Below are 23,719 nucleotides of genomic sequence, written 5' to 3' on the forward strand. Positions count from 1 at the left end.
GCCGCCCCCCCTTTACTGCGGTTCGCGCGTCGCTAGGCTGACGGCCATGTCCGGTTATGTGGTCGTCGCTGCTGTCCTCGGTGCTGGACTTCTCCTCGTGACGGTGGCGATGATCGCGCGACGCCTCTTTGCTCCCCACGCGCCGCACCTGGGCAAGCTCGTGACCTACGAGTCCGGCGTCAACCCGGTCGGCGAGGGCTGGGCCCAGACGAAGGTGCGCTACTTCGTCTTCTCGTTCCTCTACGTCGTCTTCGCGGTGGACGCGATCTACCTGTTTCCCTGGGCCCATGTGCTCCGGTCGCCCGACCTCGGCGTCGCCAGCCTGGTCGAGATGACGATCTTCATCGGGGTCATCGTCCTCGGCCTGGCGCACGCGGCCCGACGCGGCCTCCTGAGGTGGGTGTGATGTCCGAGCCGGTCGGGCTGCCGATGCCGATGATCCGGCCCATGGACGGTCGGGTCGGAGTCCTGGGCGAGCACGCCCCCAAGCCCATCAAGGTGCTGCTCAACTGGGGTCGCCGCTACTCGCTCTGGGTCTTCAACTTCGGGCTCGCCTGCTGCGCAATCGAGTTCATTGCGACATCCATGGCGCGCCACGACTTCATGCGGCTCGGGGTGATCCCCTTCGCACCGGGGCCGCGGCAGGCCGACCTGATGATCGTGTCCGGCACGGTGACCGACAAGATGGCGCCAGCGATCCGCAGGCTCTACGACCAGATGCCGGAGCCGAAGTACGTGATCTCCTTCGGTGCCTGCGCCAACTCGGGTGGCCCGTACTGGGACTCCTACTCCGTGACGAAGGGCGTCGACACGGTGATCCCCGTCGACGTCTACGTTCCCGGCTGTCCGCCGCGGCCCGAGGCCCTGCTCCACGGAATCATCCGGCTCCAGGAGCAGATCGCCGAGGAGCGTCTGTCCGCCGCCAAGGTGCGCGGGCGCTACGCCGGCGCTCGCCTCGCGACGGCGGGGGACCTCAGCCGCCCGATGGTCGCCAAGCCCGCGCAGACGTCACCGCAGGAGCCGGAGGAGCCTGGGGAGCCTGGGGAGCCGCGCCAGCCCGGCACCGGCGAGCGGACCGGTGAGGTGTCGTGAAGGTCACCGCCGTCCGCGACGTCCCCTTCGGTGAGTGGTCCTCGACCGTGCTCGCCCTGCGGGACGAGGGCTACTCGTACTTCGACTGGCTCACGGCCGTCGACCAGACCGACGCCACCGCCGAGCCGCAGGAGGCGGGTGACGAGGGCGGGGAGGTCGCGGTCGCTGGTTTCGACGTCGTCTGCCACCTGATTCGGGTCGGCACCCCCGGCTCGCTCGAGTCGGTCCTGCTGCGCACGCGTGCGCCGGAGGGGCTGCCCGTCCCCTCGATCACGGGAGTGTTCCCCGGTGCAGCGTGGCACGAGCGCGAGACCTTCGAGATGTTCGGGATCGAGTTCGACGGCTTCGTCGACCACACGGACGAGGGGCTGCGGCTGCTGCTCCTGCCTGACGGTTTCGAGGGCTTCCCCCTGCGCAAGTCGTTCGTCCTGACCGCGCGCGCGTCGAAGCCGTGGCCGGGTGCGAAGGAGCCGGGCGAAGGCCATGGCGGAGGGGCGCCGAGCCGCCGCCGAGTCCAGGCGCCCGGCGTGCCCGGGCCGGAGTGGGGGCCACGATGAATGCGGGCTGGACCGTTCTCGAGGTCGTCCTGCGGGCCGTCTCGGTGCTCGCCGCGTTCCTGGTCCTGCCGCTGTTGGTCGGCCAGACCGAGCACAAGGTCATGGCGCACATGCAGGGCCGGCTCGGACCGATGTATGCCGGCGGCTTCCACGGCTGGGCCCAGCTCGTCGCCGACGCGGTGAAGTTCATCCAGAAGGAGGACATCACCCCGGCCCGTGCCGACCGCGGCGTGTTCCGGCTCGCCCCCTTCGTCGCCCTCATCCCCTATCTCGTGGCGATGGCCGTGATCCCGTTGTCGCCGAGCATCGTCGGGGCCGAGGTCCCGGGCAGTGCGCTTCTCGTTCTCGCGGCCACGGGCGTCGGCATCATCGGCACCCTGATGGGAGGCTGGGCGTCGGCGAGCAAGTACTCCATGCTCGGCGCGATGCGTGCGGCGGCCCAGCTGGTCAGCTACGAGCTGCCGCTGGTCCTCGCCGTGGCCTCGGTGGCGCTGGCGGCCGGCACCCTCTCGCTCACCGGCATCGCCGAGGCGTGGACGCCGTGGTGGCTGCTCTGGCAGGCACCCGGTGCCTTCGTCTTCCTCGTCGCCGCTCTCGCCGAGCTGCAGCGGCCCCCGTTCGACATGCCGATCGCCGACTCGGAGCTCGTCTTCGGCATCTTCACCGAGTACACCGGGCTGCGGTTCGCCTTCTTCCTGCTCGCGGAGTACGCCGGCATCGTCCTGTTCTCCCTCATGTTCTCGGTGCTCTGGCTGGGCGGGTGGTCCGGCCCCTTCGAGGACTGGCTCGGTTGGCTCTGGACCGTGCTGAAGGCGTACGCCATCGCCGTGGTGATCATCTGGCTGCGGGTGTCGTGGCCGCGGCTGCGTGAGGACCAGCTCCAGCGCCTCGCCTGGGTCTGGCTCGTCCCGATCGCGCTGTTCCAGCTCGCGATCACGGCTGTGGGTGTGGTGATGATGCGATGACCGAACCAGCACGCACCGACGAGACCGGCTTCGAGCCGGACCGGCTCGACCCGGCGAGCCCCGAGCCGGCCGGCGCCGACCGGGCCGCTGCCAAGGCGTCGCGGTCCCGCAGGACGCAGCCTGAGCCGGGCGCGGAGACCAGGCCCAGCGGCATACTGCCCGGCTTGGTCAAGGGCCTCGCGACGACCGCGCGCACGCTGACCCGCCACACGCACACGGCGGAGTATCCCGACGTCATGCCCAAGCTGCCGCCACGCACCCGCGGCGTCATCGCGCTCACCGAGGAGAACTGCACGTCGTGCATGCTCTGCGCCCGTGAGTGCCCGGACTGGTGCATCTACATCGACTCCCACAAGGAGGAGCTCCCGCCGACGACGCCGGGTGGACGGGCCCGCCAGCGCAACGTGCTCGACCGGTTCGCGATCGACTTCTCGCTGTGCATGTACTGCGGCATCTGCGTCGAGGTGTGCCCGTTCGACGCGCTGTGGTGGAGCCCGGAGTTCGAGTACGCCGAGCTCGACATCCGCGAGCTCATCCACGAGAAGGACCGGCTCGGAGCCTGGATGGCCACGGTCCCCCCGCCCGCGGCCCTGGACCCGGCCAGCGCCGACCCGGCCGAGCTCGTGGCCGCCTCCAAGCCGCCACGCCCGGCCCGTCCCGCAGCGGGCGAGGCAGCAGCGGCGACGCCCGCACGGGTGCGCCCGGCGCGCGTCGCCCCCGGGGACGGCAGTCCCGCCGCGGCGCGGCCCCGCCGCGCCGTCCCCGAGGCCGGGGGCTCGGACGACGTGACCCAGGCGATCCCGACCGAGGCACCGGCTCCCACGGCTGAGCTCCCGACGGCGGCCCCACCACCTCCTCCGACACCCCCACCCCCAACACCCCCATCCCCGACACGCCAACCCGCACCGACGCGACCTGACGAGGACGGTGGGGCATGACCTCCCGTGAGATCGCCTTCGTCGTCGTCGGCGCCATCACCGCCCTGTCCGCCATGCTGGCCGTGACGACCCGGCAGGTGGTCCACGCGGCCCTGTGGCTGCTCGTCGCGCTCGGCGCGCTCGCCGGCGCCTACGTCGTGCTGGGCCAGGAGCTCGTCGGGATCGTGCAGCTGCTCGTCTACGTCGGCGCCATCGTCGTGCTCGTCCTCTTCGCGCTGATGCTGACGCGGGCCCCGATCGGCCCGCACCCCGAGATCGACACGCCGCGGTGGGAGCGGGCCCTCGCCAGCGTCCTCGGCGGGGCGACCGCGGCGCTCCTCGCGTCGGTGCTCCTGCCGATGTTCGCGTCGACCCGGTTGGCCGATGACGCGCCGGGCACCCCCGCGATCGGCGAGGCGATCTTCGGCACGTGGGTGTGGCCGTTCGAGCTGTTGTCGGTGCTCCTGCTCGTCGCCCTCGTCACGGCCTTCGCGGTGTCCCGCATCGTGCTCCACCACGAGGGGGAGGCGTCGTGAGCCTGGTCTACCCGGCCGCGCTGGCCGCGCTCCTCGCCGGGATCGGGGTCTACGGCGTGCTGGCCCGGCGCAACGCCGTGCTGATGCTCATCGGCGTCGAGCTCATCCTCAACGCCGCCAACCTCCTCTTCGTGACGGCGGGTGCCCGCTCGGGCGCCCCCTTCGCCGCCGGGCCGGTCCTGGCGCTGTTCGTGATCACGATCGCCGCTGCCGAGGTGGTGGTGGCGCTGGCCATCGTGCTGGTGATGTTCCGCCGCTTCGGCCACATCGACCTCACGGCCACGCCCGACCTGACCGACGACCCGGAGCGCGACGAGTCGCTCGGCGTCGCCGCCGCAGGGTCGGTGCCAGAGACACCGGGAGAGACACCGGCACGCCAGCCGGGCCGCCCCGTTGCGGAGGAGATCTCATGACCTGGGTCGTGCGGCTCATCGTCCTGCTTCCTGCCCTCGCCGGCCTGGCCGGCCTGCTCGCCCGGCGTCAGCGGGCCGTGGCTGCCGGCGTCGCCGTCGGCTCCGCTGCCCTCGTCACCGCCCTCGGTCTGGCCCAGTGGCTGGCACCCCTCCGGACGGCCGACATCGACTCGCTCGGCGGCCTGCCCCTGCGGGACCTGAGCGTGCCGCTCCACCTGCTCTCCGACCGGCTCTCCGGTCTCGTCAGCTTCGTCGTCGCCCTGGTCGTCCTCGCGATCCAGGTCTTCACGGTCTGGTACCTGCGCGAGGACCGGCGTTATGGCCAGTTCTCGGCGACGGTGTCGCTCTTCGCCGCCGGGATGCTTCTCGTCGTCCAGTCGGCCGACCTGGCCCTGACCCTCGTCGGCTGGGAGATCATGGGCTGGTGCTCGTGGTTGCTCATCGGCCACGACACCGATCGCTACGCCGCGCGCCGCGCGGCCTACAAGGCCTTCATCGTGACCCGGGTCGCCGACATCGGCATGGTGGTCGGCCTGGTGGCCCTCGCGGTCCGTGCGGGCAGCACCGACCTGCTCGACGTCCTGACGGCCACCGAGGGCGACGGGCTCCTCACGGTCGGTCTCGTCGGTGTGCTCATCGGAGTCGCCGGCAAGTCGGGTCTCTTCCCCTTCCACGACTGGCTTCCCGACGCGATGGAGGGCCCCACGCCGGCGTCCGCCCTCATCCACGCAGCCACGATGGTCGCCGCGGGCTCCTACGTCGTCACGCGCTTCTTCTCGCTCTACGCCGTCGACGACGCCGCCCGCCTGCTCCTCGCCGTCCTTGCCGCCGTGACGATGGTGTATGCCGCTGTGCTCGCTTTCGCACAGAGCGACGTCAAGCGGTTGCTGGCCTACTCGACGCTGAGCCAGATCGCGATCATGCTCGGAGCGCTCGCTGCGGCTCCCGCCGAGTCAGGAGCGGCGCCGGCGATCTCCCATCTCATCGGTCACGCCTTCTTCAAGGCACTCCTCTTCCTCGGTGTCGGCTGGCTGGCGGTCCTCGTCGGTGGGACGGCGCTGGTGAGGATGCGTGGCCGGCTGCGCACCAGGGGTGCGCTCCGGTGGTCGATGGCGCTCGGCTTCGCCGCCCTCGCGGGCGTCCCGCCCCTCATCGGCTTCTTCACGAAGGAGACCGTCATCGACACCGCCTTCGAGGGCGTGGCGGAGGGGGTCGGGCTGGGCGCCTGGATCGTCCTCGTGGCCCTCCTGGTCACCGTCGTCCTGACTGCTGCCTACTGCACGCGTGCCTGGCTGCTGCTCGATCATGTCGACGGCCCGCTCGAGGACACGGCGCGTCGGGAGGCGTCGGCAGCCCCCGTCCCGGTCTCGGCCGGCGAGTCCCCACCCGCTCCGACTGCGGGACACGAGGTGGCGGCAGGGCAGGCAGCGGGCCACGGGCACCATGCCCCGATCACGCTCTCGGCGGCGGTGTCCGTCGTGGCCCTTGCGGTGCTCACCGTCGTCGGCACCCTCTTCCTGACCGGACTGCGGGGAGCGATCCACGTCGGCATCGCGACGGCCGTCCTGTCCGTCCTCCTCATCGCGGGCGCTGCCCTCGCTGTCTGGGTCGCCAGCCGCCACGGCCGCGTCGACGCGGCCGAGCGCCTTCCCGTGTCGGTCCGGGCCGGCGCCGAGCGCGGTTTCGGCGCCGACGCTGCCTACGCCCGGTTCGGCTCCGGGGTCGTGGGCCTGGCGCGCGTCGTGGTGATGCTCGACCGTGACGTGGTCGACGCCTACCCCCGCGCGACCGCTGTGACGGCGCGGGGCCTCGGGCGGTTCGGCGAACGAGCCCATCGGGCGATCCCCTCCCTCGCCCTCGTCGGCCTCGTCGTCGGCGCCGGTCTCGTCGTCGGCCTGGGGGTGGTGACGTGGCTCTGACCCTGCTCCTGCTCCTCCCGCTCGTCGGAGCGATCGTGCTGTTCGCCATGCCTGCGGCGGCGTCGGTCGACCGCCTCATCGCCCTGGGGACCGCCGCGGTCACCGCCGTCCTGGCAGTGGTCGTCGTGTGGGGAAGCCACAGCATCGACGTGCCGTGGATCCGCAGCCTCGGCATCCGGTGGCACTTCGCGGTCGACGGGATCTCCGCGGCCCTCGTCCTGCTGACCGCCTTCCTCGTGGTCGGAGTCCTGCTCCACGCCCTCGCCGGGCCCACGCCCTCCGGAGGATCGCGCTCGACCTACCTCGGCGCCATCCTGCTCGTCGAGACGGGGGCGATCGCCACCTTCCTCGCGCGCGACGCCATCCTCTTCTTCATCGCCTTCGAGGTCGTCCTCGTGCCGATGTGGCTGCTGATCCGCCGGTTCGGCGACGACCACGTCCCGGACGAGACGCGGGCCGACGCGGCAGGACGGTTCGTCCTCTTCACGGTGTTCGGCTCGACCCTCATGCTCATCGGCATCCTGCTGCTCGTGTCGCACCAGGGCACGTCCGACCTCGAGGCGCTGGCCCGGATGCATGGTGCCGGCCTGGCGCACAGTCTGGAGGTCGCCATCGCGGCGATCCTCCTGACGGGCCTGGCAGTGAAGGTTCCGCTGTGGCCCCTGCACACCTGGCTGCCCTCGGCCCACACCATCGCCCCGACGGCGGGCTCGGTCCTCCTTGCGGCGGTGCTCCTCAAGATGGGCACCTACGGCATCGTCCGGCTGGCCGTCGCCGCAGTCCCGGAGGGCGTCGTCGCGCTGAGCCCGATCCTCGCGGCGCTCGGCGCGGTCTCCACGATCTGGGGAGGCCTGGCCTGCCTCGTCGAGCGCGACCTCAAGCGGCTCATCGCCTACAGCTCCGTCGCCCACATGGGCTTCATCGGCATCGCCCTGGCCGCCGGCAACCACACGGGGCTCCAGGCGGCGCTCTTCGCGAACATCGCCCACGGCATCGTCTCGGCCCTGCTCTTCTTCCTCGTCGGTGACCTGAAGGAGCAGTGGGGCTCGGCGGACCTGTCGACGCCCCGCGTGGCACTGCGCGACCGCGCACCGCGCTTCGGTGTCGCGTTCGTCTTCGGCCTGGCGGCAGCGCTCGGGCTCCCCGGCCTGATCAGCTTCTGGGGCGAGTTCCTCTCGCTCTATGCCGCCTGGTCACCCGCGGAGGGCGTCAACGTCGGCATGCTGCGAGGGACGGTCGTCGTCGGAGCCGTCGGGCTGGCACTCGCGGCGGCCTACGCCCTGCGTGTTGCTCGCATCCTCTGGGCCGGCGAAGGAGCTGCGGCCGACGGGGCGACCGCCGCAGCCGCGGCGGCCTCGGTCACCGCCGGGTCCACGCCGGCCGACGGCCTTGGTGAGGTGGTGGTGGACGAGCGTGGCATCCGCTGGGGCGTCATCCTCGCCCTCATCGTCGTCATGGTGTCGCTGGGCGTCATGCCCCACCTGCTGCTGACCATCTCCGAGATGGACGCGGCCGCCCTGCTGACGGGAGTGACCCGATGAACGGCCTCGAGATCGACTACCTGGTCCTGCTGCCTGCGCTGATCCCCATCGTCGGCGTCGTGGTGATCCTCGTCGTCGACCTGGTCAACCCGAGCCTTCGGCAGCTCCCGTTCGCCGTCGCCGGCCTGTCGGCGATCGGCGCCTCGGTCGCCACCCTGCCCGGTCTGGGCCAGGTGCGCGGCGACGCCTGGGCGACGCTCTGTGTCGGACCGGGAGCCGGCACCGCGCCTGCCGGGACGCCGCGTCCCGGGGGGGAGGGCCTGCCGCAGACCTGCTTCTGGCAGGCGGACTCGCTGACCAGCTCCCTGCAGCTGGCCGCCGGGGTGGCCACGCTCGTCGTCGTGCTCCTCGCCTGGCCGCGGACCAGGGCCCGCTCGGTCACCGAGGGGACCCGTGAGCCGATCATGGCCATCCTGCTCCTCACGGCCTTCGCGGGCACCATGGTCGTCGCTGCGAGCCGTGACATCGGGACCTGGCTCATCGCCCTGGAGCTCGCCACCCTCCCGGTGATCGGGCTCGTCGCCCTCTCGGGACGCCGCGGCGCCGTCGCCGGCGCGGTGCAGCTGCTCGTCACCTCGCTCGTGTCCTTCGCGCTGCTCGTCCTCGGGGCGGCGCTCTGGCTCGTCGCGACGGGAAGCCCGATGCTCGACGGCAACGCCGTTCTCGTCGGGGAGGGATACCAGACCGAGGCGCCCGGCTCCGCCCTGGTGGCCTGGCCCGACGCGTCAACGGCGATGCTCGCCCTCGCCGTCGTGCTGATGATCGCTGGGCTGGGCTTCAAGCTCTCGCTCGTGCCGTTCCACGCGTGGACCCCGACGGCCTACTCAGGCGCCACGGTGCCGGTGGCGACCTTCCTCGCCACGGTCTCCAAGATCGCGGCCCTCGCGGCGCTGCTCGTGGTCCTGCGCGCCATCACGGTGATGGGTGCGTCGGGTCTCGCCGCCGTCGCCCTGCTCGCGGCACTGAGCATGACCGTGGGCAATCTCATGGCGCTGCGTCAGAACGACGTCGTCCGGCTGCTCGCGTGGTCGACGGTTGCCCAGGCCGGTTGGGTGGTGATGCCGCTCGTCAGCGTCTCCTCGCTCGGCAACCGCGCGGCCGCGACGTACCTGCTCACGTACGTCCTGGCGACCACAGTGGCCTTCGCGGTGGTCGCTCTGATGCTCCGCGAGCGGCCGGGCTCTGGCCGCACGCTCGAGGCGTACGAGGGTCTGTGGCACCGCAGCCCGTGGCGCGCCGGGGCTCTCGCGCTCGCGCTGACCTCCCTGGCGGGTCTGCCCCCGGGCATCATCGGACTCGTGGGCAAGGTCGTCGCCCTTCGTCCGGTGGTCGTCGAGGGATGGATCTGGTTGGCCGTCATCGCTGCCGCCAACGCGGTGCTCGGCGTCGCCGTCTACCTGCGGTGGCTCAAGCCCGTGATCACGACGACGGAGGCCGCCGAGACGGTGCAGCCCACGACGCGTGGCCCCGGAAGTCGGCGCGTCATCATCGCCGGCCTGGTGCTCAGCTCGGCGTTGCTCGTCGTGGTCAGCGTCCAGCCGGACGTGGTGCTGCGTCTCCTGGGCTGACCTCGTCGCGGTCGGCGCCGGGAGCGATGCGCCGGGCGAGCCAGGCCAGCGCGAGCGGATAGCGGTAGTCGATCGCGCCGTGGCCGGCGTCGAAGGTCTCGAAGTGGATCCGCTCGTCGGGCAGGCCGATGCGCCGCAGCTCTGCGTCGAAGGCCTGGGCGCCGAGGTCGAGGAACCACTCGTCCCGCGTGCCGGCGTCGATCCACACCGCGCGCCATGATCTGACCGCGTCGGCGTGGCGCTCTGCCATCCGCACGGGGTCCCAGTCGAGCCACCGCTGCCAGACGTGGGGCACGAGGCGACCACTCCTCGCCTCGAACGGGAGACGCGGGGTCCCGTCCGGCTCGGCGGAGAAGCAGGCGGCGACCCCGAGGAGCATGAGCAGTGAGCTGTCGGCCTCCTTCGTGAACGCGGTGCGTCCACGGAAGTCGTCCCACCAGGCCGTGATGTCGCCGTCATACTCGCGCAGGAACCTCACGGCCTTGGCGAAGTCCGGGATGTAGCAGTACTCGTAGAGCGCATCACCGGCGTGAGTCGCCAGCGCGCCGAACAGGTCCGGTCGCAGCATCGGGGTGATCATCGCACCGAAGCCACCGCTCGACTTGCCGCTGATCGCCCGGTGCTGCGGCGCTGCCAGCGTCCGGTAGTGCCGGTCGACGAAGGGCACCACCTCGTCGCAGAGGTAGGAATGGTAGTTGCCGGTGCCCGGCGAGTCGACGTACTGGCTGCCGCCGTAGGCCGTCCACGCGTCGACGTAGACGACGATGGTGGGTGGTGCCTCGCCGGCGGCGAACACGGCATCGGCCGTCTCGACGAAGGGCTGGCGGAACGGCGTCCGGTTGCGCCACATGGTGATCGCACCGGTGTAGCCCTGGATGACGTAGACGCTCGCGTAGCGCCGCTCGGGCTCGGAGTCGTACCCGGGTGGGACATAGACCCAGAGGGGCCGGACATGGGGGTCACCGAGCGGGTTGTCCCGCAGGACGGCGCTCTCCAGGGAGTGCTCGTCGAGGCGTCCGGCCAGTTCCGAGGACCATGGCAGCATGCGGCCCACGGTATCCCGCGGCGGCCCTCGATGGCCCTCGATGGCCCTCGATGGCCCTCGATGGCCCTCGATGGCCCGTGGACAGCAGCCAGCCCCGCTGGTGGCGACAGCGGGGCTGGCTGCTGTTCGGTCGTGGCCGAAGGGTGGGTCCGCGGCGTCGGTGGTCTTCGCGCCGCGGGAGTGCGTCAGACGCGGACCGGGGCGTCGCGGTGTGCGGCGGCGGGAAGGGCGTCGTTGACCTTCTTGGCGTGGCGGAAGCCGAAGAGGGCGAGGAGCGCGAGGACCGCGGCGGCGACGAAGGCGCCGATGCCCGCGATGCCGGCGATGGTGCCCATGGTGCCGAAGGCGTAGGCGTTGAGGAGCAGGCCGCGCAGGGTGTTGCCCATGAAGAGCGTCTGGCGCAGGTCACCGAGAGCCTTGACCTCCTCGGGGTTGGCGCTGGGGTCCTTGGCCAGCTTCATGAACTCGCCGGAGACCTCCTCGTAGGTGCGGTTCTCGGAGCTCGTGTTCATGTGGACGAGGATGTAGTGGTCGGCGAAGGCCTTGGCCTGCGCGCCGGTGGTCATGTCCTGACCGGCGTACTGGAGGAGGGCGTCCTTCTGCTCCTGCGTCTCGAGACGCTCCGCGGCCGGCATCGTGATGCGCTGCTGGCTGAGCTGCTCCTCGACGTTCTGGTTGACGAAGTTGCTGGCGTAGGTGAGCAGGCCACCTGCGACGAGGAGGACGACGGCCAGGATGAGGCCGGTCCAAGAGATGAGCTGGTCAAGCGTCTTGCGCATCGCGTTACTCCTTGTAGTGGGAGGGACTCCCATTCCCTGGTTCCCTGTTCCCTGGTTTCCCCTGGCGAGATGAACACTACTACTACATGTAGTAGTTGAGAAATCCACGAGGGCGACTGTGACCACCGCCTCACCAGCTCACCGCCTCACCAGCTCAGCGCCTCACCGCCACGAGCCCGAGCCCGCACTGCGGAACACCCGCCGCGGACCGCTCGTTCCACCGACATGCACAGGCACTTCAACGGACTCAAGACGGCCGCCCTCTTCGGCGCCATCTGGGCCCTCCTGCTCGGGATCGGCGCCCTCATCGGAAACGGCCGCTACATCTGGCTGTTCGCCCTCATCGGTGTCGCCACGACCGCCTACGGCTACTGGAACTCCGACAAGCTCGCGATCCGCGCCATGCACGCCTACCCCGTCTCAGAGGCGCAGGCACCGGTCATGTACCGGATCGTCCGCGAGCTGTCGACCGCGGCGGGCAAGCCGATGCCGCGGCTGTACGTGTCCCCGACGCAGGCGCCGAACGCGTTCGCCACGGGCCGCAACCCCCAGAATGCCGCCGTGTGTGCGACCGAGGGCCTGCTCGGGCTGCTCGACGAGCGTGAGCTGCGCGGGGTGCTCGGGCATGAGCTGATGCACGTCTACAACCGGGACATCCTCACCAGCTCCGTGGCTGCCGCGATCGCCGGTGTCATCACCTCGATCGGTCAGATGCTGATGTTCACGAGCATGTTCGGCGGCTCCGACGAGGACCGGCCCAATCCGCTGGCCCTGCTGGCGATGTCCTTCCTCGCGCCGATGGCCGCGATGATGATCCAGCTGGCCATCAGCCGGACGCGTGAGTACGACGCGGACGAGGACGGCTCCCGCCTGACCGGGGATCCGCTGGCGCTCGCGTCGGCGCTGCGCAAGCTCGAGGCCGGGGTGGCGCGGGCGCCGCTGGCACCCCAGCCGCAGATCGTCAACGCGAGCCACATGATGATCGCCAACCCGTTCCGGGCGCAGGACGTATCGCGCTTCTTCGCGACCCACCCGCCGATGGAGCAGCGGATCGCCCGGCTCGAGAGCCTGGCGGGGGGTCCCCGCCGCTACTGATCCACACGCTGGGTCAGTCGTGGCCATGGCGGGCCCGTTCATCTGGCAGGCTCGCCCTCATGCGTAGTCTCACCCTGGCCGAGGCCCGCGAGCGGGCCGCGCTCATCGCGGTGACGTCGTATGCCGTTGAGCTCGACCTCGACCAAGGTGACCGGGTCTTCGGCTCGGTCTCGAGCATCACCTTCACGTGCAGCTCGCCGGGTGCCGACAGCTGGGTCGACGTCAAGGCGCGATCGGTGCACGAGGTCACCCTCAACGGCCGGCGGCTCGATCCCGGCGACATCCGGGACGGCCGGCTGACGCTGCGTGGGCTCGCCGCGGACAACCGTCTCGTGGTGCGGGCGACGATGGCCTACAGCCACGACGGCCAGGGCCTGCACCGGGCGACCGACCCGGCCGACCGGCGGGACTACGTCTACGGGCACCTCTTCCTCGACGCGGCGCCGACGGTCTTCGCCTGCTTCGACCAGCCGGACCTCAAGGCGCCCCACGACATTGGCGTGCGGGCACCGCAGGACTGGGTCGTCCTCGGCAACGGCGCCGCCCGTCAGGTGGCGCCCGGCCAGTGGCGCCTGGCGACGACCAAGCCCCTCGCGACGTACTTCGTCACGGTGTGTGCCGGGCCCTACGTCTCGGTGCGGGACGAGCACGACGGGATCCCCCTCGGGATCCACGCGCGGGCCTCGCTTCGCGAGCCCCTGGAGCGGCACTCCGGCGAGCTGTTCACCGTGACGCGGCAGTGCTTCGACTACTTCCACGACCTGTTCGGCATCCGCTATCCCTTCGGCGAGTACCACCAGGTCTTCGTGCCCGAGTTCAACGCCGGGGCGATGGAGAACCCCGGGTGCGTCACCCTGCGCGACCAGTACCTCTTCCGCGGGGCGGCGACCCGCGACGAGCTGCTCGGCCGCGCCAACACGGTGAGCCACGAGATGTCGCACATGTGGTTCGGCGACCTCGTCACGATGAAGTGGTGGGACGACCTGTGGCTCAACGAGTCCTTCGCCGAGTACATGTCGCACCGCTGCCTCGTCGACGCGACGGAGTACACCGACGCGTGGGTGGACTCGTCGATCGTGCGGAAGGTGTGGGGATACGGCGCGGAGCGGTCGCCGTCCACGCATCCGGTGGCGGGCGTCGAGGCCCTGGACGCCCAGAGCGCCCTGCAGAACTTCGACGGGATCTCCTACGCCAAGGGGGCCGCGGTCCTGCGCCAGCTCATCTCGTTCGTCGGTGACGACGCCTTCCTGGCCGGGGTGCGCGCCTACCTCACCGACAAGTCCTACGCGAACGGGATGCTCGCCGACTTCCTCGGCGCGATCGAGCGCGCCAGCGGCCGCGACCTGGGCCCCTGGTCAGATGCGTGGCTGCTCAGCGCCGGCCGTGACACGATCTCCGTGGACGTGGCGGTCCACGGCGGGACCGTCGAGGCGGCACGGCTGCTGCGGGTGCGGCCCACGACGCACCTGGCGGACCGTCCCCACGCGCTGGACGTCGCGGCGTGGACGGACGGGGCCGAGGTCAGCAGGCTCGCCGTGACAGCGACCGGCGACCTGACGCCGCTGCCCGACCTGGCCGGCAAAGCCGTTCCTGCGGTCCTGGTCCCCAACTCCGCCGACCTCACGTGGGCCCGGGTCCGGCTCGACAGGAGCACGCTCGACGCGCTTCCCACCCAGCTGGCCAGGGTGCCCGATGCGCAGGCCCGGGCTGTCGTGTGGTCGGCCCTCATCGACGGGGTCCACGTCGCGGAGGTGTCGCCCGTGACCTTCCTCGACGTCTTCGAGGCGACCTGGACCTCCGAGTCCAACGCATCCATCCTTGCCCGCATGGCGCTCTACGCGGAGCACCGGATCGTCCCTCACTTCGTGCCGCGTGCTGCGCAGCCGGCCGCGGCGGGCCGGCTGGCCCGGAGCGCCCGTCAGCTGCTCGACCGGGCCGACGAGGGCACCAGCCGCTCGCTCGCCGCGGCGCGCCTGCTCGCCGGGACCAGCGACGACGAGGCGCTGCTCCGCTCGTGGGCGGACGGCTCGGGGCTGCCGCACGGGCTCGAGGACGACGGCGACTTCCGGTGGATCGTCGTGCGCAATCTGGCCGCTCGCGGCCTCATCGACGCAGCGGCGGTCGACTCCTACCGCGCGAAGGACGACACCCTCCAGGGCGGCCTCAACGCGCTCATGTGCCGGGCGGCGCTGCCCCGTCCCGACGTGAAGGCCTGGGCCTGGGACCAGCTGACCGGTCGCCACGGCCGTTCCAACTACGAGATGATCCACCTCGCGCGCGGCCTGTGGATGTCGCCCGACGACGCCCTCGTCGCCGACTACGTCGAGCGGTTCTTCACCGACGTCCCTGCGATGTCCGCGTGGGTCGGCGAGGACGCCCTCTCTCGCGTCGTCCTCGCCGCCTTCCCCAAGGTCTTCACGAGCCAGACGGACGCCCTGAGCAGCCGGGCCCTGCGGCGCCGCGACCTGACCCCCGCGGTGCGCAGGTCGCTCGTCGACGCGGACGCCGAGCTGCGCGAGGCGCTCGCGTCCCGCGCGGCCTTCGCCTCGGACTTCCGGGCGAGCGCCTGACGACCGGCTGCTGCCCGCGCCGCCGGAGCGGAGTCGCTCAACCCTCCAAGGAGTAGGCGACGGCGTGCTGCGGCTCGTAGAGCAGGATGTCGTCGGCGCCCGGGACCCTCATGAAGACGATGCGGCCAAAGCTCTCGTCCACCGGCTCCGTCGCGAACTCCGCTCCCCGTGAGGCGAGCTCGGCCATCGTCGACTCGAGGTCGTCGCACATCAGGGAGATGGAGTGGTGGCGCTCGGCGCGCGAGGCGGCGTCCTTGCCTCGGGTCGGATGGACCCCGACCTCGCTCGGCCCGGTCCGGAAGATCAGCCACTCCGGGTCGCCCTCCGGGACCTCGTCGCTGACGTAGGGCCACTGGAGCACGTCCCGCAGGAACGCCCGGGTGGCGGGTGCGTCGTCTGAGTAGATGAGCGTGTGCACCGCGGTGATCATGCTCCGACGGTAACCCCGGCCGGCGCTGTGGGACAGGACTTCGCGACCGCGGGATGGGTGGTCACCAGGGGCTGGGCTCGTAGTCCTTGACGAAGCAGCCGTAGAGGTCCTCCCCGGCCTCGCCGCGCACGATCGGGTCGTAGACCCGCGCCGCCCCGTCGACGAGGTCGAGCGGCGCGTGCCAGCCCTCGGCAGCGATCCGCAGCTTCTCGTCGTGCGGACGCTCGTCGGTGATCCAGCCCGTGTCGACCGCGGTCATCAGGATCCGGTCGGTCTCGAACATCTCGCCGGCGCTCGTCCGCGTCAGCATGTTGAGCGCCGCCTTGGCCATGTTGGTGTGGGGGTGCCCCGGGCCCTTGTATCGGCGGGAGAACTGGCCCTCCATCGCGGAGACGTTGACGACATAGGCTCGGCGGGCTCCGGCGCGCACGGCGGCGCGCATCGCCGGGCGGAGCCGGCTGATGAGGATGAAGGGTGCGGTCGAGTTGCACAGCTGCACCTCGAGCAGCTCGAGCGGGTCGACCTCCTCGACCTTCTGCGTCCACGAGTTGATGCGCTGCAGGTCGGGGAGCAGCCCGCCGGCGTCGACCGCCGTGCCGGCCCGGTGCGCCTCCAGGCTGGCGTGGCCCGCGGTCATCGCCTTGCCGGTCAGGGCGAGCGCGGTCAGGGACGCCGCGGTCTGGGCAGCCACCGCGTCCGCAGCCGACCCGCCGTCGTGGTGGGCGATCGCGTGGTGCTCGAGCGCTCCGGCGATCGCGGCCGGGTGCGCCTCGCTGATCCGGTCGAAGGTGACCATCTCGGGCAGCGCGATGCCCTCCGGGAGCGGCGCCGACTCGGCCTCCACCAGCTGGCTGTAGGCGCCCGGAGAGCGGCGCACCGTCTGCGCCGCGTTGTTGACGAGGATGTCGAGGGGCCCGGCCGCGGCAACCTCGTCGGCGAGCGCGACGACCTGGGTCGGGTCGCGCAGGTCGATGCCGACCACCTTCAGCCGGTCGATCCAGTCCGCGCTGTCCTCGATCGAGGCGAAGCGTCGCATCGCGTCCTTGGGGAAACGGGTCGTGATGGTCGTGTGCGCCCCGTCTCGAAGGAGACGCAGCGCGATGTACATGCCGATCTTGGCGCGCCCGCCCGTGAGCAGCGCGCGGCGACCGGTGAGGTCCGTGCGCTGGTCGCGCTTGGCGTGGCTCAGGCCGGCGCACTGCGGGCAGAGCCAGTGGTAGAACGCGTCGACGAGGGTGTAGTCGCTCTTGCAGATGTAGCAGCCACGCGGGTTGACCAGCTCACCGGCGAACGCCCCGGACGCGGTGGAGACCAGGGGGATCCCCTTGGTCTCGTCGTCGATCCGCATCGGTGACCCGGTGGCGGTCGACTCGATCACCTGCCGGTCGGCCTTGCGCTCGGCCCACGTCTTGGCGTTGCGCCGGTCCTTCTTGAGACGCTTGTACATCAGGGAGGCCGCCCGCTTGAGCGTCTCGAAGTCCGGGTCGTCGGTGTCCAGCGCGGGCACGGCGGCCAGGACCCGCAGTGTCGTCGCCACGTCGGACGGGTCGAGGCGCGGGGACGCTGCAGGGTGGCCGGGGTGGCCGGGGTGGCCGGGGTGGCCGGGGTCGCCGGGACCGGCGTGGTCGGCGGCAGGAGCGGGCTGGGTCACCGGAGCAGAGTACGGTCCCGGCCACGTGCTCCCCGAATCGTCGGGCCCACCGCGAGGGGCAGGACGCCTGTCGACGTCCTGCCCACCCGGGGCCGCTGGACCCGGGGAGGAGCCCAGCGGCATACCTCATGGGGGGAAGGGGGGCCCTCCAGAGGTCAGCTCGCCGGCCTGGCTGCGAGTGTGACCGCCACGTCCTGGCGCTGACCGTCGCGGATGACGGTCAGGGTCACCTTCTCGCCGGCCGTCCGCTCGCGGATCTGTGCGACCAGAGCAGTGGACGAGTCGACGGCTTCACCGTCGATGGCGACCACGACGTCACCCTTGCGGAGGCCGGCCTGCTCCGCAGGCGCACCGGCGGTCAGCTCGGCGATCTCTGCCCCGGCCCGCTGGGCCGACCCGTCCTTGGTCACGGTGTCCCGGGCGCTGACGCCGAGGAAGGCGTGCTCGGCGGTGCCGTCGGCGACGAGCTGGTCCGCGATCGACTTGACCTCGTTGACCGGGATCGCGAAACCGATGCCGATGTTGCCGCTCTGGCCACCCAGGCCACCGCCCAGCTGCGCGATGGAGCTGTTGATGCCGATCAGCTTGCCCTCCGCGTCGACGAGGGCGCCGCCGGAGTTGCCGGGGTTGATCGCTGCCGAGGTCTGGATCGCGTTCGTCACGACCGGCTCGGACGAGCCCTGGTTGCCGAAGGGCGACTCGGTGGAGGTGCCGGTGGTGACCGGTCGGTCGAGCGCACTGATGATCCCGGTGGTCACCGTCCCGGAGAGCCCCAGCGGGTTGCCGATGGCCATGACGGGGTTGCCGACGGCCAGCGCGTCCGAGTCGCCGAGCGTGATCGGGGTCAGGTCGTCGGGTGCCGCGTCGATCTTGATGACGGCGAGGTCGGCGGAGGGGTCGGTGCCGACGACCGACGCGTCATAGGTTCGGCCGTCCGACAGGGTCACCTGGATCGCACCGTTGCCCCGCGCTCCCTCGACGACGTGGTTGTTCGTCACGACGTGACCGGCCTTGTCCAGGATCACCCCCGAGCCTGCGCCGTTCGCCAGCTCGATGCTCACCACGCTGGGGGAGACCGCCTTGGCGACGGCTGACCAGTCAGGGGCGGCCGCATCGCCCTGGATCACGGTGGGGGAGGAGCCCTGCTGGCTCGACGACGTCGCGGCCGCGGGGGCAGCCGCATCCGGCTCGTTGGCCTGCGTCAGGGCATAGGTCCCGCCGCTCGCGAGCACGGCCGCCAGCAACGCGACCGCAGCGGTCTGGCCCAGGCCCCGGCCGCGTCGCGGCGGCTGGCCAGGCGGGTCACCGATCGGCTGGTAGGGCGAGGCCGGGGGCGCCGGAGGGGTCGTCGTCGCGGCGGGCGGCGGGGCGCTGGCGGCGGACGGTGGGACGCTCGCGGCAGGGATCTCCTGGGTCCGGCCCGTCTCGGGCAGGTGCTGTGTGTCATGCGGTGAGAGCGTCATGGCTTCTCCTCGGGTCGGGTGCTGGTTCGATGACACCCCGCGAGGTTGGGATGCGGGTATGACGTGTCTGTGAGCTTCCTGTGACCGGTACCCGGATCGGAAGACGTGCGTATCAGGTGTGGCCGGCGTCAGTGCGTCGGCAGGTCGACGATGAAGGTTGCGCCGCCGCCGGGGGTCTCGTCGACGCGGACCGTCCCGCGGTGGGCAGCGACGATCGCCCCGACGATCGCGAGGCCGAGCCCGCTGCCGGCGCCGCCACCTCGGGTCCTCGCGCGGTCGGCGCGGTAGAAGCGCTCGAAGACGCGCTCGCGGTCCGCTTGCGGGATGCCCGGGCCGTGGTCGCGCACCTGGAGGACGACCCGGCCCGGACCTCCGGAGCCCACGCGGAGCTCGATCGGGCTCGACGGGGGAGTGTGGATGCGGGCATTGGTGACGAGGTTCGTCACGACCTGACGCAGCTGGCGCTCGTCGGCGACCAGCTCGGCTGGGGCGAGGGGGCCCTCGATGCCCCCGACGGTGACGACTCGATCCGGTGCAATGGCCTGCGCGTCCTGGGCGGCCTCCGCGGCGAGCAGGGCGAGGTCGACGGTCTGCAGCTCGAGCGGCCGGTCGCCGTCGAGCCGCGCCAAGGTGAGGAGGTCCTCGACGAGCGCTCTCATCCGGTGGCTCTCGTTCTCGATCCGCGCCATGGCGCCGCCGACGGCCTCGTCCGACGGCAGGCCCCCGTGCCGGTAGAGCTCGGCGTATCCGGAGACGGCCGCGAGCGGGGTGCGCAGCTCGTGCGAGGCGTCCGCGATGAAGCGCCGCATCTCCTCCTCGTTGGCCTGCCGCGCCGCGAAGCTCTGCTCGATCCGCGTCAGCATCGCGTTGAGCGACCGGGCCAGGGAAGCGACCTCGTCGTCCGTGTCGGGGACGTCGACGCGCCGGGTGAGGTCGCCACCGGCGATGGCCGCGGCCGTGTCCTCGATGCGGGTCAGCGGGCGGAAGGTGCGCCGGATCAGGAACCACCCGAGCGCGGCGCAGCTGAGCAGGACGAGGATCCCGATGGCGCTGGCGAAGACGACCACCTGGTTGACGGTGGCGTGCAGCTGGCGCAGCGGCAGGGCCACGACCAGGGTCGCCTCGCGCTGCGTGTCGGTCATGGCGAGGGCGAGCCACTCGATCGTCCCGTCGGTCGAGTCGAGCACGAGCGTCTGGCCGATCCGCGGGTCGTCGGCGTGGATGAGCGGGATGGCCGGCTTCGTCGGCTCGCGGAACGCCTCCCCGAGAGAGACCTGCTCGTCGCTGCCCTCGACGATGAGGCGCAGCGTGAAACCGCTCGGCAGCGGTGAGCTGGCCTTCCGGTACTCCTTGAGCTGCAGCTGAGCGACGCTCGTGCCGTAGAACTCCAGCTCCTGCCGGGCCTGCCCCATGAGGTAGCGGTCGAGGAGCACGCCGAGGATGACGATGGTGGCGGCGAGGGCGACGAGGATGAGCCCGAGGGCCACGCCCAGGAGCCGCCAGCGCAGGGTGAGGGCTCGCATGCGTGCTCCCGCTCGTCAGGCCGTGGGTGACTCGGGTGGGACGCGCAGAACGTACCCCACACCGCGCTTCGTGTGGATGAGCGGGGGACCCTGGGCGTCGACCTTGCGCCGCAGGTAGGAGATGTAGGACTCGACGATGCCGGACTCGCCGCGGAAGTCGTAGTCCCACACGTGGTCGAGGATCTGGAGCTTGGACACGACGCGGTTGGGGTTGAGGAGCAGGTAGCGGAGCAGCTTGAACTCCGTCGGTGACAGGTCGATGACCCGTCCGGCGCGCCGCACCTCGTGCGAGTCCTCGTTGAGCTCGAGGTCGTGGAAGCGGAGCGTGGCGGAGTCGTCGACCGGGCTTCCGGTGCGGCGCAGCACGGCGCGGATGCGGGCGATGACCTCCTCGAGGCTGAACGGCTTCGTGACGTAGTCGTCGCCGCCGACCGTGAGGCCGTGGACCTTGTCGCCGAGCCCGTCACGGGCGGTGAGGAAGAGGACCGCCTGCTGGCGGCCCCGCTCGCGCAGGCGCCGGGTCACCTCGAAGCCGTCGACGTCGGGCAGCATGACGTCGAGGACGACGAGGTCGGGCTGGTACTCCTCGGCCAGTCGCAGGGCGGTCTCGCCGTTGTCGGCGGTCCGGACGTCGAAGCCGGCGAAACGCAGCGAGGTGGCGAGCAGCTCACGGATGTTGGGCTCGTCCTCGACGACGAGCAGTCGCGCCTCGGGGACGGGTGCGGAGGAGGAGGGCACCTCCCCAGTTTCGGGGAGTCCGCTGGGAGTTTGCTGGGAACTCGGAGGGTCGCGAGGTCCGGGCCGCTGGGACCGGGCCCAGCGGCATACGGCCGCCTCGTGCCGTCACACGTCGGCGGCGTCGACGATGCGGTAGGAGTAGCCCTGCTCGGCAAGGAAGCGCTGTCGGTGCGCCGCGAAGTCGGCGTCCACGGTGTCGCGGGCGACGACCGTGTAAAAGTGGGCCGTGCGCCCGTCGCCCTTGGGCCGGAGCACCCGTCCGAGGCGTTGCGCCTCCTCCTGTCGGCTGCCGAAGGTGCCGCTGACCTGGATCGCCACGCTCGCCTCCGGCAGGTCGATGGAGAAGTTCGCGACCTTGGAGACGACGAGCCGGGTGATCTGCCCGTTGCGGAACGCGTCGTAGAGCCGCTGGCGCTCCTTGACGGTCGTCTCGCCGGTGATGACGTCGGCGCCGAGGCGCTCGGCGATCTCGTGGAGCTGGTCGAGGTACTGGCCGATGATGAGGGTCGGTTCAGCCGTATGCCGCTGGGCGAGCTTGTCGACGACCGCGAGCTTCGCGTCGGCGCAGCTGGCCAGCCGGTAGCGGTCCTCCGGCTCTGCGGTGGCGTAGGCGAGCCGGAGGCTGTCGGGGAGGGTGACCCGGACCTCCACGCAGTCGGCGGGGGCGATGTAGCCCTGCGCCTCGATGTCTTTCCACGGGGCGTCGAAGCGCTTGGGACCGATCAGGCTGAACACGTCGGCCTCCCGCCCGTCCTCACGCACGAGCGTCGCGGTGAGGCCGAGGCGGCGCCGGGCCTGGAGGTCGGCGGTCATCCGGAAGATCGGGGCGGGGAGCAGGTGCACCTCGTCGTAGACGATGAGGCCCCAGTCGCGGGCGTCGAGCAGGTCCAGGTGGGTGTAGGCGCCCTTCCGGCGGGTCGTCAGCACCTGGTAGGTGGCGATCGTGACGGGCCGGACCTCCTTGCGGGCACCGGAGTACTCGCCGATCTCGTCCTCGGTCAGCGTCGTGCGCCGGAGGAGCTCGTCCTTCCACTGGCGGGCGCTGACGGTGTTGGTGACGAGGATGAGCGTCGTGGCCTTGGCGGCGGCCATGGCGCCGGCACCGACGAGCGTCTTGCCGGCCCCGCAGGGCAGCACCACGACGCCCGAGCCGCCGTGCCAGAACCCGTCGACCGCCTGCTTCTGGTAGGGCCGAAGGTGCCAGCTGTCCTGCAGCAGGTCGATCGGGTGCGCCTCACCGTCGACGTAGCCGGCGAGGTCCTCCGCGGGCCACCCGACCTTGAGCAGCTCCTGCTTGAGCGTGCCGCGCTCGCTGGGGTGGACGACGACGGCGAGGTCGTCGATCCGCTCGCCGAGCAGGGGCCTGATCTTCTTGTGGCGCAGGATCTCCTCGAGCACCGGACGGTCGGTCGTGCGCAGGACGAGGCGGGTGCCCTCCGGGGTGTCGGCGAACCCTTCCTTCTCGAGGGTGAGGCGGCCGTACCGGTCCATCGTGTCGGCGACGTCGACGAGCAGCGCGTGCGGGACGGCGTAGCGCGAGTAGGTGATGAGCGCGTCGACGACCTGCTCGGCGTCGTGGCCCGCGGCCCGGGCGTTCCACAGGCCGAGCGGCGTGACGCGGTAGGTGTGGACGTGCTCGGGGGCGCGCTCCAGCTCGGCGAAGGGCGCGATGGCCCGGCGCGCCTCCTCGGCGCGCGGGTGCTGGACCTCGAGCAGGAGGGTCTTGTCGCTCTGGACGATCAGCGGTCCGTCATTCATCGTGTCGTCCAACCCCGCACCGGCCGGTCCTGTTCCCCGCGCACGCTCAGCCCGCAACACACCGAGCACCTGCGAACCCACCCGCCTCCGTTGCGGGTGTGTTGCCGGGTGCTCGGTGTGTCGGCGGTCACGTCGGGGGGCTGGGGCACGCCTGACAGTATGGGCGCATGCGTACCCCACAGGTGGAGGCGGCGACGGGCCTGCCCCGGTCGGTGACGATCTACGAGGTCGGTCCGCGCGACGGGCTGCAGAACGAGAAGACGGTCGTGCCGGCCACGACGAAGGTCGAGTTCATCCGGCGCCTCGAGGCGGCCGGCCTGCAGACCATCGAGACCACCTCGTTCGTCCCCGCCCGCTGGGTGCCGCAGATGGGCGACGCCGAGGAGGTCCTCGCCGGGCTGGCCGCGGCCGGCGGCGACGCGACGGGTCGCCGGCGCCCCGCACTCGTCCCCAACGAGCGAGGCCTGGACCGAGCCGAGGAGCTGGGACTGCAGGCGATCGCCATCTTCGGGTCGGCCACCGAGACGTTCGCCCGCAAGAACCTCAACCGCACCGTCACCGAGCAGTACGCCATGTTCGAGCCCGTCGTGAAGCGGGCCCTGGCCGACGGCATGTGGGTGCGGGCCTACGTCTCGATGTGCTTCGGCGACCCGTGGGAGGGGCCCGTCCCCGTCGACCAGGTCGTCGAGGTGGCCCAGCGCCTGATGGACCTCGGGTGTGCCGAGCTCAGCCTCGGTGACACGATCGGCGTGGGCACGACCGGCCACGTCCACCGGCTCCTCGACGCCTTGGACCGCAAGGGGATCGGCTCCGACCGCATCGCCGTGCACTTCCACGACACCTACGGCCAGGCACTCGCCAACACCATGGCTGCCCTCCGCGACGGGGTGTCCGTCGTCGATGCCTCGACCGGTGGCCTGGGCGGGTGCCCCTACGCCAAGTCGGCGACCGGCAACCTCGCCACAGAGGACCTCGTCTGGGCCCTCACGGGCGCCGGCGTCGAGACCGGCATCGACCTGGAGCAGCTCGTCGAGACGAGTGTCTGGATGGCCGCCCAGCTGGGCCGGCCGAGCCCCTCCAACGTGGTCCGCGCCCTCGCCGGCCCCGCCTGATCGAAAGAGCAGTTCGCGACACGTCAGCGTGGCGCGAACTGCTCTTT

21 protein-coding genes are annotated in these 23,719 nt (G+C 71.5%); 13 read left to right on the plus strand and 8 right to left on the minus strand.

What is annotated here, in order from left to right; all coding sequences use genetic code 11:
- Positions 1 to 46: 46 nt before the first annotated feature.
- From ABWV20_RS03610 to ABWV20_RS03655, 10 genes are read left to right on the plus strand one after another with little or no spacing between them, the layout of a single operon-like run.
- Positions 47 to 406: an NADH-quinone oxidoreductase subunit A gene (locus ABWV20_RS03610; protein WP_353353443.1), complete on the plus strand. Its 360-nt coding sequence runs from the start codon at positions 47 to 49 to the stop codon at positions 404 to 406.
- Positions 406 to 1,092 (plus strand): NADH-quinone oxidoreductase subunit B, encoded by a 687-nt coding sequence (locus tag ABWV20_RS03615; protein ID WP_502901751.1) that lies wholly within the window; start codon positions 406 to 408, stop codon positions 1,090 to 1,092. Before ABWV20_RS03610 ends, ABWV20_RS03615 begins: the two co-directional genes overlap by 1 nt.
- On the plus strand, positions 1,089 to 1,649 hold the full coding sequence (locus ABWV20_RS03620; protein WP_353353445.1) for an NADH-quinone oxidoreductase subunit C: 561 nt from the start codon (positions 1,089 to 1,091) through the stop codon (positions 1,647 to 1,649). Before ABWV20_RS03615 ends, ABWV20_RS03620 begins: the two co-directional genes overlap by 4 nt.
- On the plus strand, positions 1,646 to 2,614 hold the full coding sequence (locus ABWV20_RS03625; protein ID WP_353353446.1) for a complex I subunit 1/NuoH family protein: 969 nt from the start codon (positions 1,646 to 1,648) through the stop codon (positions 2,612 to 2,614). Before ABWV20_RS03620 ends, ABWV20_RS03625 begins: the two co-directional genes overlap by 4 nt.
- A complete protein-coding gene (locus ABWV20_RS03630; protein WP_353353447.1) occupies positions 2,611 to 3,552 on the plus strand; it encodes a NuoI/complex I 23 kDa subunit family protein in 942 nt (313 codons plus the stop codon). The genes ABWV20_RS03625 and ABWV20_RS03630 overlap by 4 nt, the downstream gene beginning before the upstream one ends.
- Positions 3,549 to 4,067 carry an NADH-quinone oxidoreductase subunit J family protein gene (locus tag ABWV20_RS03635; protein WP_353353448.1) on the plus strand — a complete coding sequence of 173 codons (519 nt, stop codon included), beginning with the start codon at positions 3,549 to 3,551 and terminating at the stop codon, positions 4,065 to 4,067. The genes ABWV20_RS03630 and ABWV20_RS03635 overlap by 4 nt, the downstream gene beginning before the upstream one ends.
- On the plus strand, positions 4,064 to 4,480 hold the full coding sequence (nuoK, locus tag ABWV20_RS03640) for an NADH-quinone oxidoreductase subunit NuoK (protein WP_353353449.1): 417 nt from the start codon (positions 4,064 to 4,066) through the stop codon (positions 4,478 to 4,480). The genes ABWV20_RS03635 and nuoK overlap by 4 nt, the downstream gene beginning before the upstream one ends.
- On the plus strand, positions 4,477 to 6,399 hold the full coding sequence (locus tag ABWV20_RS03645) for an NADH-quinone oxidoreductase subunit 5 family protein (protein ID WP_353353451.1): 1,923 nt from the start codon (positions 4,477 to 4,479) through the stop codon (positions 6,397 to 6,399). Before nuoK ends, ABWV20_RS03645 begins: the two co-directional genes overlap by 4 nt.
- Positions 6,390 to 7,940: a complex I subunit 4 family protein gene (locus ABWV20_RS03650; RefSeq protein WP_353353452.1), complete on the plus strand. Its 1,551-nt coding sequence runs from the start codon at positions 6,390 to 6,392 to the stop codon at positions 7,938 to 7,940. The genes ABWV20_RS03645 and ABWV20_RS03650 overlap by 10 nt, the downstream gene beginning before the upstream one ends.
- Positions 7,937 to 9,508 carry an NADH-quinone oxidoreductase subunit N gene (locus ABWV20_RS03655; RefSeq protein WP_353353453.1) on the plus strand — a complete coding sequence of 524 codons (1,572 nt, stop codon included), beginning with the start codon at positions 7,937 to 7,939 and terminating at the stop codon, positions 9,506 to 9,508. Before ABWV20_RS03650 ends, ABWV20_RS03655 begins: the two co-directional genes overlap by 4 nt.
- Here ABWV20_RS03655 and ABWV20_RS03660 read toward each other — a convergent pair.
- On the minus strand, positions 9,468 to 10,553 hold the full coding sequence (locus ABWV20_RS03660; protein WP_353353454.1) for an alpha/beta hydrolase: 1,086 nt from the start codon (positions 10,551 to 10,553) through the stop codon (positions 9,468 to 9,470). The genes ABWV20_RS03655 and ABWV20_RS03660 overlap by 41 nt on opposite strands.
- 185 nt (positions 10,554 to 10,738) lie before the next feature.
- Positions 10,739 to 11,332, minus strand: a complete 594-nt coding sequence (locus tag ABWV20_RS03665; protein WP_353353455.1) for a hypothetical protein — start codon at positions 11,330 to 11,332, stop codon at positions 10,739 to 10,741.
- 225 nt (positions 11,333 to 11,557) lie between these two features.
- On the opposite strand from ABWV20_RS03665, the gene htpX reads away from it, so the two are divergent.
- Both htpX and pepN read left to right on the plus strand, forming a co-directional pair.
- Positions 11,558 to 12,427, plus strand: coding sequence for a zinc metalloprotease HtpX (htpX, locus tag ABWV20_RS03670; RefSeq protein WP_353353456.1), 870 nt, complete (start codon positions 11,558 to 11,560; stop codon positions 12,425 to 12,427).
- A gap of 59 nt (positions 12,428 to 12,486) precedes the next feature.
- A complete protein-coding gene (gene pepN / locus ABWV20_RS03675; RefSeq protein WP_353353457.1) occupies positions 12,487 to 14,997 on the plus strand; it encodes an aminopeptidase N in 2,511 nt (836 codons plus the stop codon).
- A 37-nt stretch (positions 14,998 to 15,034) separates the two neighbouring features.
- On the opposite strand, the gene ABWV20_RS03680 is transcribed toward pepN, so the two are convergent.
- The 6 genes from ABWV20_RS03680 to ABWV20_RS03705 form a co-directional block, all read right to left on the minus strand.
- Positions 15,035 to 15,427: a VOC family protein gene (locus ABWV20_RS03680; RefSeq protein ID WP_353353458.1), complete on the minus strand. Its 393-nt coding sequence runs from the start codon at positions 15,425 to 15,427 to the stop codon at positions 15,035 to 15,037.
- 61 nt (positions 15,428 to 15,488) lie between these two features.
- Positions 15,489 to 16,964 (minus strand): SDR family NAD(P)-dependent oxidoreductase, encoded by a 1,476-nt coding sequence (locus ABWV20_RS03685; RefSeq protein ID WP_353353547.1) that lies wholly within the window; start codon positions 16,962 to 16,964, stop codon positions 15,489 to 15,491.
- Between the two features lie 269 nt (positions 16,965 to 17,233).
- Positions 17,234 to 18,541: a S1C family serine protease gene (locus tag ABWV20_RS03690; RefSeq protein WP_353353459.1), complete on the minus strand. Its 1,308-nt coding sequence runs from the start codon at positions 18,539 to 18,541 to the stop codon at positions 17,234 to 17,236.
- A gap of 128 nt (positions 18,542 to 18,669) precedes the next feature.
- Complete coding sequence (locus tag ABWV20_RS03695) at positions 18,670 to 20,064, minus strand: sensor histidine kinase (RefSeq protein WP_353353460.1); 1,395 nt, start codon at positions 20,062 to 20,064, stop codon at positions 18,670 to 18,672.
- Positions 20,065 to 20,079: 15 nt separating this feature from the next.
- Positions 20,080 to 20,802, minus strand: coding sequence for a response regulator transcription factor (locus tag ABWV20_RS03700; protein WP_353353461.1), 723 nt, complete (start codon positions 20,800 to 20,802; stop codon positions 20,080 to 20,082).
- Between the two features lie 105 nt (positions 20,803 to 20,907).
- Positions 20,908 to 22,560, minus strand: a complete 1,653-nt coding sequence (locus tag ABWV20_RS03705) for a DNA repair helicase XPB (RefSeq protein ID WP_353353462.1) — start codon at positions 22,558 to 22,560, stop codon at positions 20,908 to 20,910.
- Between the two features lie 167 nt (positions 22,561 to 22,727).
- Here ABWV20_RS03705 and ABWV20_RS03710 point away from each other — a divergent pair, with 167 nt between their 5' ends.
- Complete coding sequence (locus tag ABWV20_RS03710; RefSeq protein WP_353353463.1) at positions 22,728 to 23,672, plus strand: hydroxymethylglutaryl-CoA lyase; 945 nt, start codon at positions 22,728 to 22,730, stop codon at positions 23,670 to 23,672.
- Positions 23,673 to 23,719 lie beyond the last annotated feature (47 nt).

This window comes from Intrasporangium sp. DVR (assembly GCF_040365325.1).
GTDB lineage: Bacteria > Actinomycetota > Actinomycetes > Actinomycetales > Dermatophilaceae > Intrasporangium.

Coding starts and splice junctions, on each gene's coding strand:
- ABWV20_RS03610 (WP_353353443.1), top strand. CDS start 47: ATGTCCGGTTATGTGGTCGTCGCTGCTGTCCTCGGTGCTGGACTTCTC.
- ABWV20_RS03615 (WP_502901751.1), top strand. CDS start 406: ATGTCCGAGCCGGTCGGGCTGCCGATGCCGATGATCCGGCCCATGGAC.
- ABWV20_RS03625 (WP_353353446.1), top strand. CDS start 1,646: ATGAATGCGGGCTGGACCGTTCTCGAGGTCGTCCTGCGGGCCGTCTCG.
- ABWV20_RS03630 (WP_353353447.1), top strand. CDS start 2,611: ATGACCGAACCAGCACGCACCGACGAGACCGGCTTCGAGCCGGACCGG.
- ABWV20_RS03635 (WP_353353448.1), top strand. CDS start 3,549: ATGACCTCCCGTGAGATCGCCTTCGTCGTCGTCGGCGCCATCACCGCC.
- ABWV20_RS03645 (WP_353353451.1), top strand. CDS start 4,477: ATGACCTGGGTCGTGCGGCTCATCGTCCTGCTTCCTGCCCTCGCCGGC.
- ABWV20_RS03655 (WP_353353453.1), top strand. CDS start 7,937: ATGAACGGCCTCGAGATCGACTACCTGGTCCTGCTGCCTGCGCTGATC.
- ABWV20_RS03660 (WP_353353454.1), bottom strand. CDS start 10,553: ATGCTGCCATGGTCCTCGGAACTGGCCGGACGCCTCGACGAGCACTCC.
- ABWV20_RS03665 (WP_353353455.1), bottom strand. CDS start 11,332: ATGCGCAAGACGCTTGACCAGCTCATCTCTTGGACCGGCCTCATCCTG.
- htpX (WP_353353456.1), top strand. CDS start 11,558: ATGCACAGGCACTTCAACGGACTCAAGACGGCCGCCCTCTTCGGCGCC.
- pepN (WP_353353457.1), top strand. CDS start 12,487: ATGCGTAGTCTCACCCTGGCCGAGGCCCGCGAGCGGGCCGCGCTCATC.
- ABWV20_RS03680 (WP_353353458.1), bottom strand. CDS start 15,427: ATGATCACCGCGGTGCACACGCTCATCTACTCAGACGACGCACCCGCC.
- ABWV20_RS03690 (WP_353353459.1), bottom strand. CDS start 18,541: ATGACGCTCTCACCGCATGACACACAGCACCTGCCCGAGACGGGCCGG.
- ABWV20_RS03695 (WP_353353460.1), bottom strand. CDS start 20,064: ATGCGAGCCCTCACCCTGCGCTGGCGGCTCCTGGGCGTGGCCCTCGGG.
- ABWV20_RS03705 (WP_353353462.1), bottom strand. CDS start 22,560: ATGAATGACGGACCGCTGATCGTCCAGAGCGACAAGACCCTCCTGCTC.
- ABWV20_RS03710 (WP_353353463.1), top strand. CDS start 22,728: ATGCGTACCCCACAGGTGGAGGCGGCGACGGGCCTGCCCCGGTCGGTG.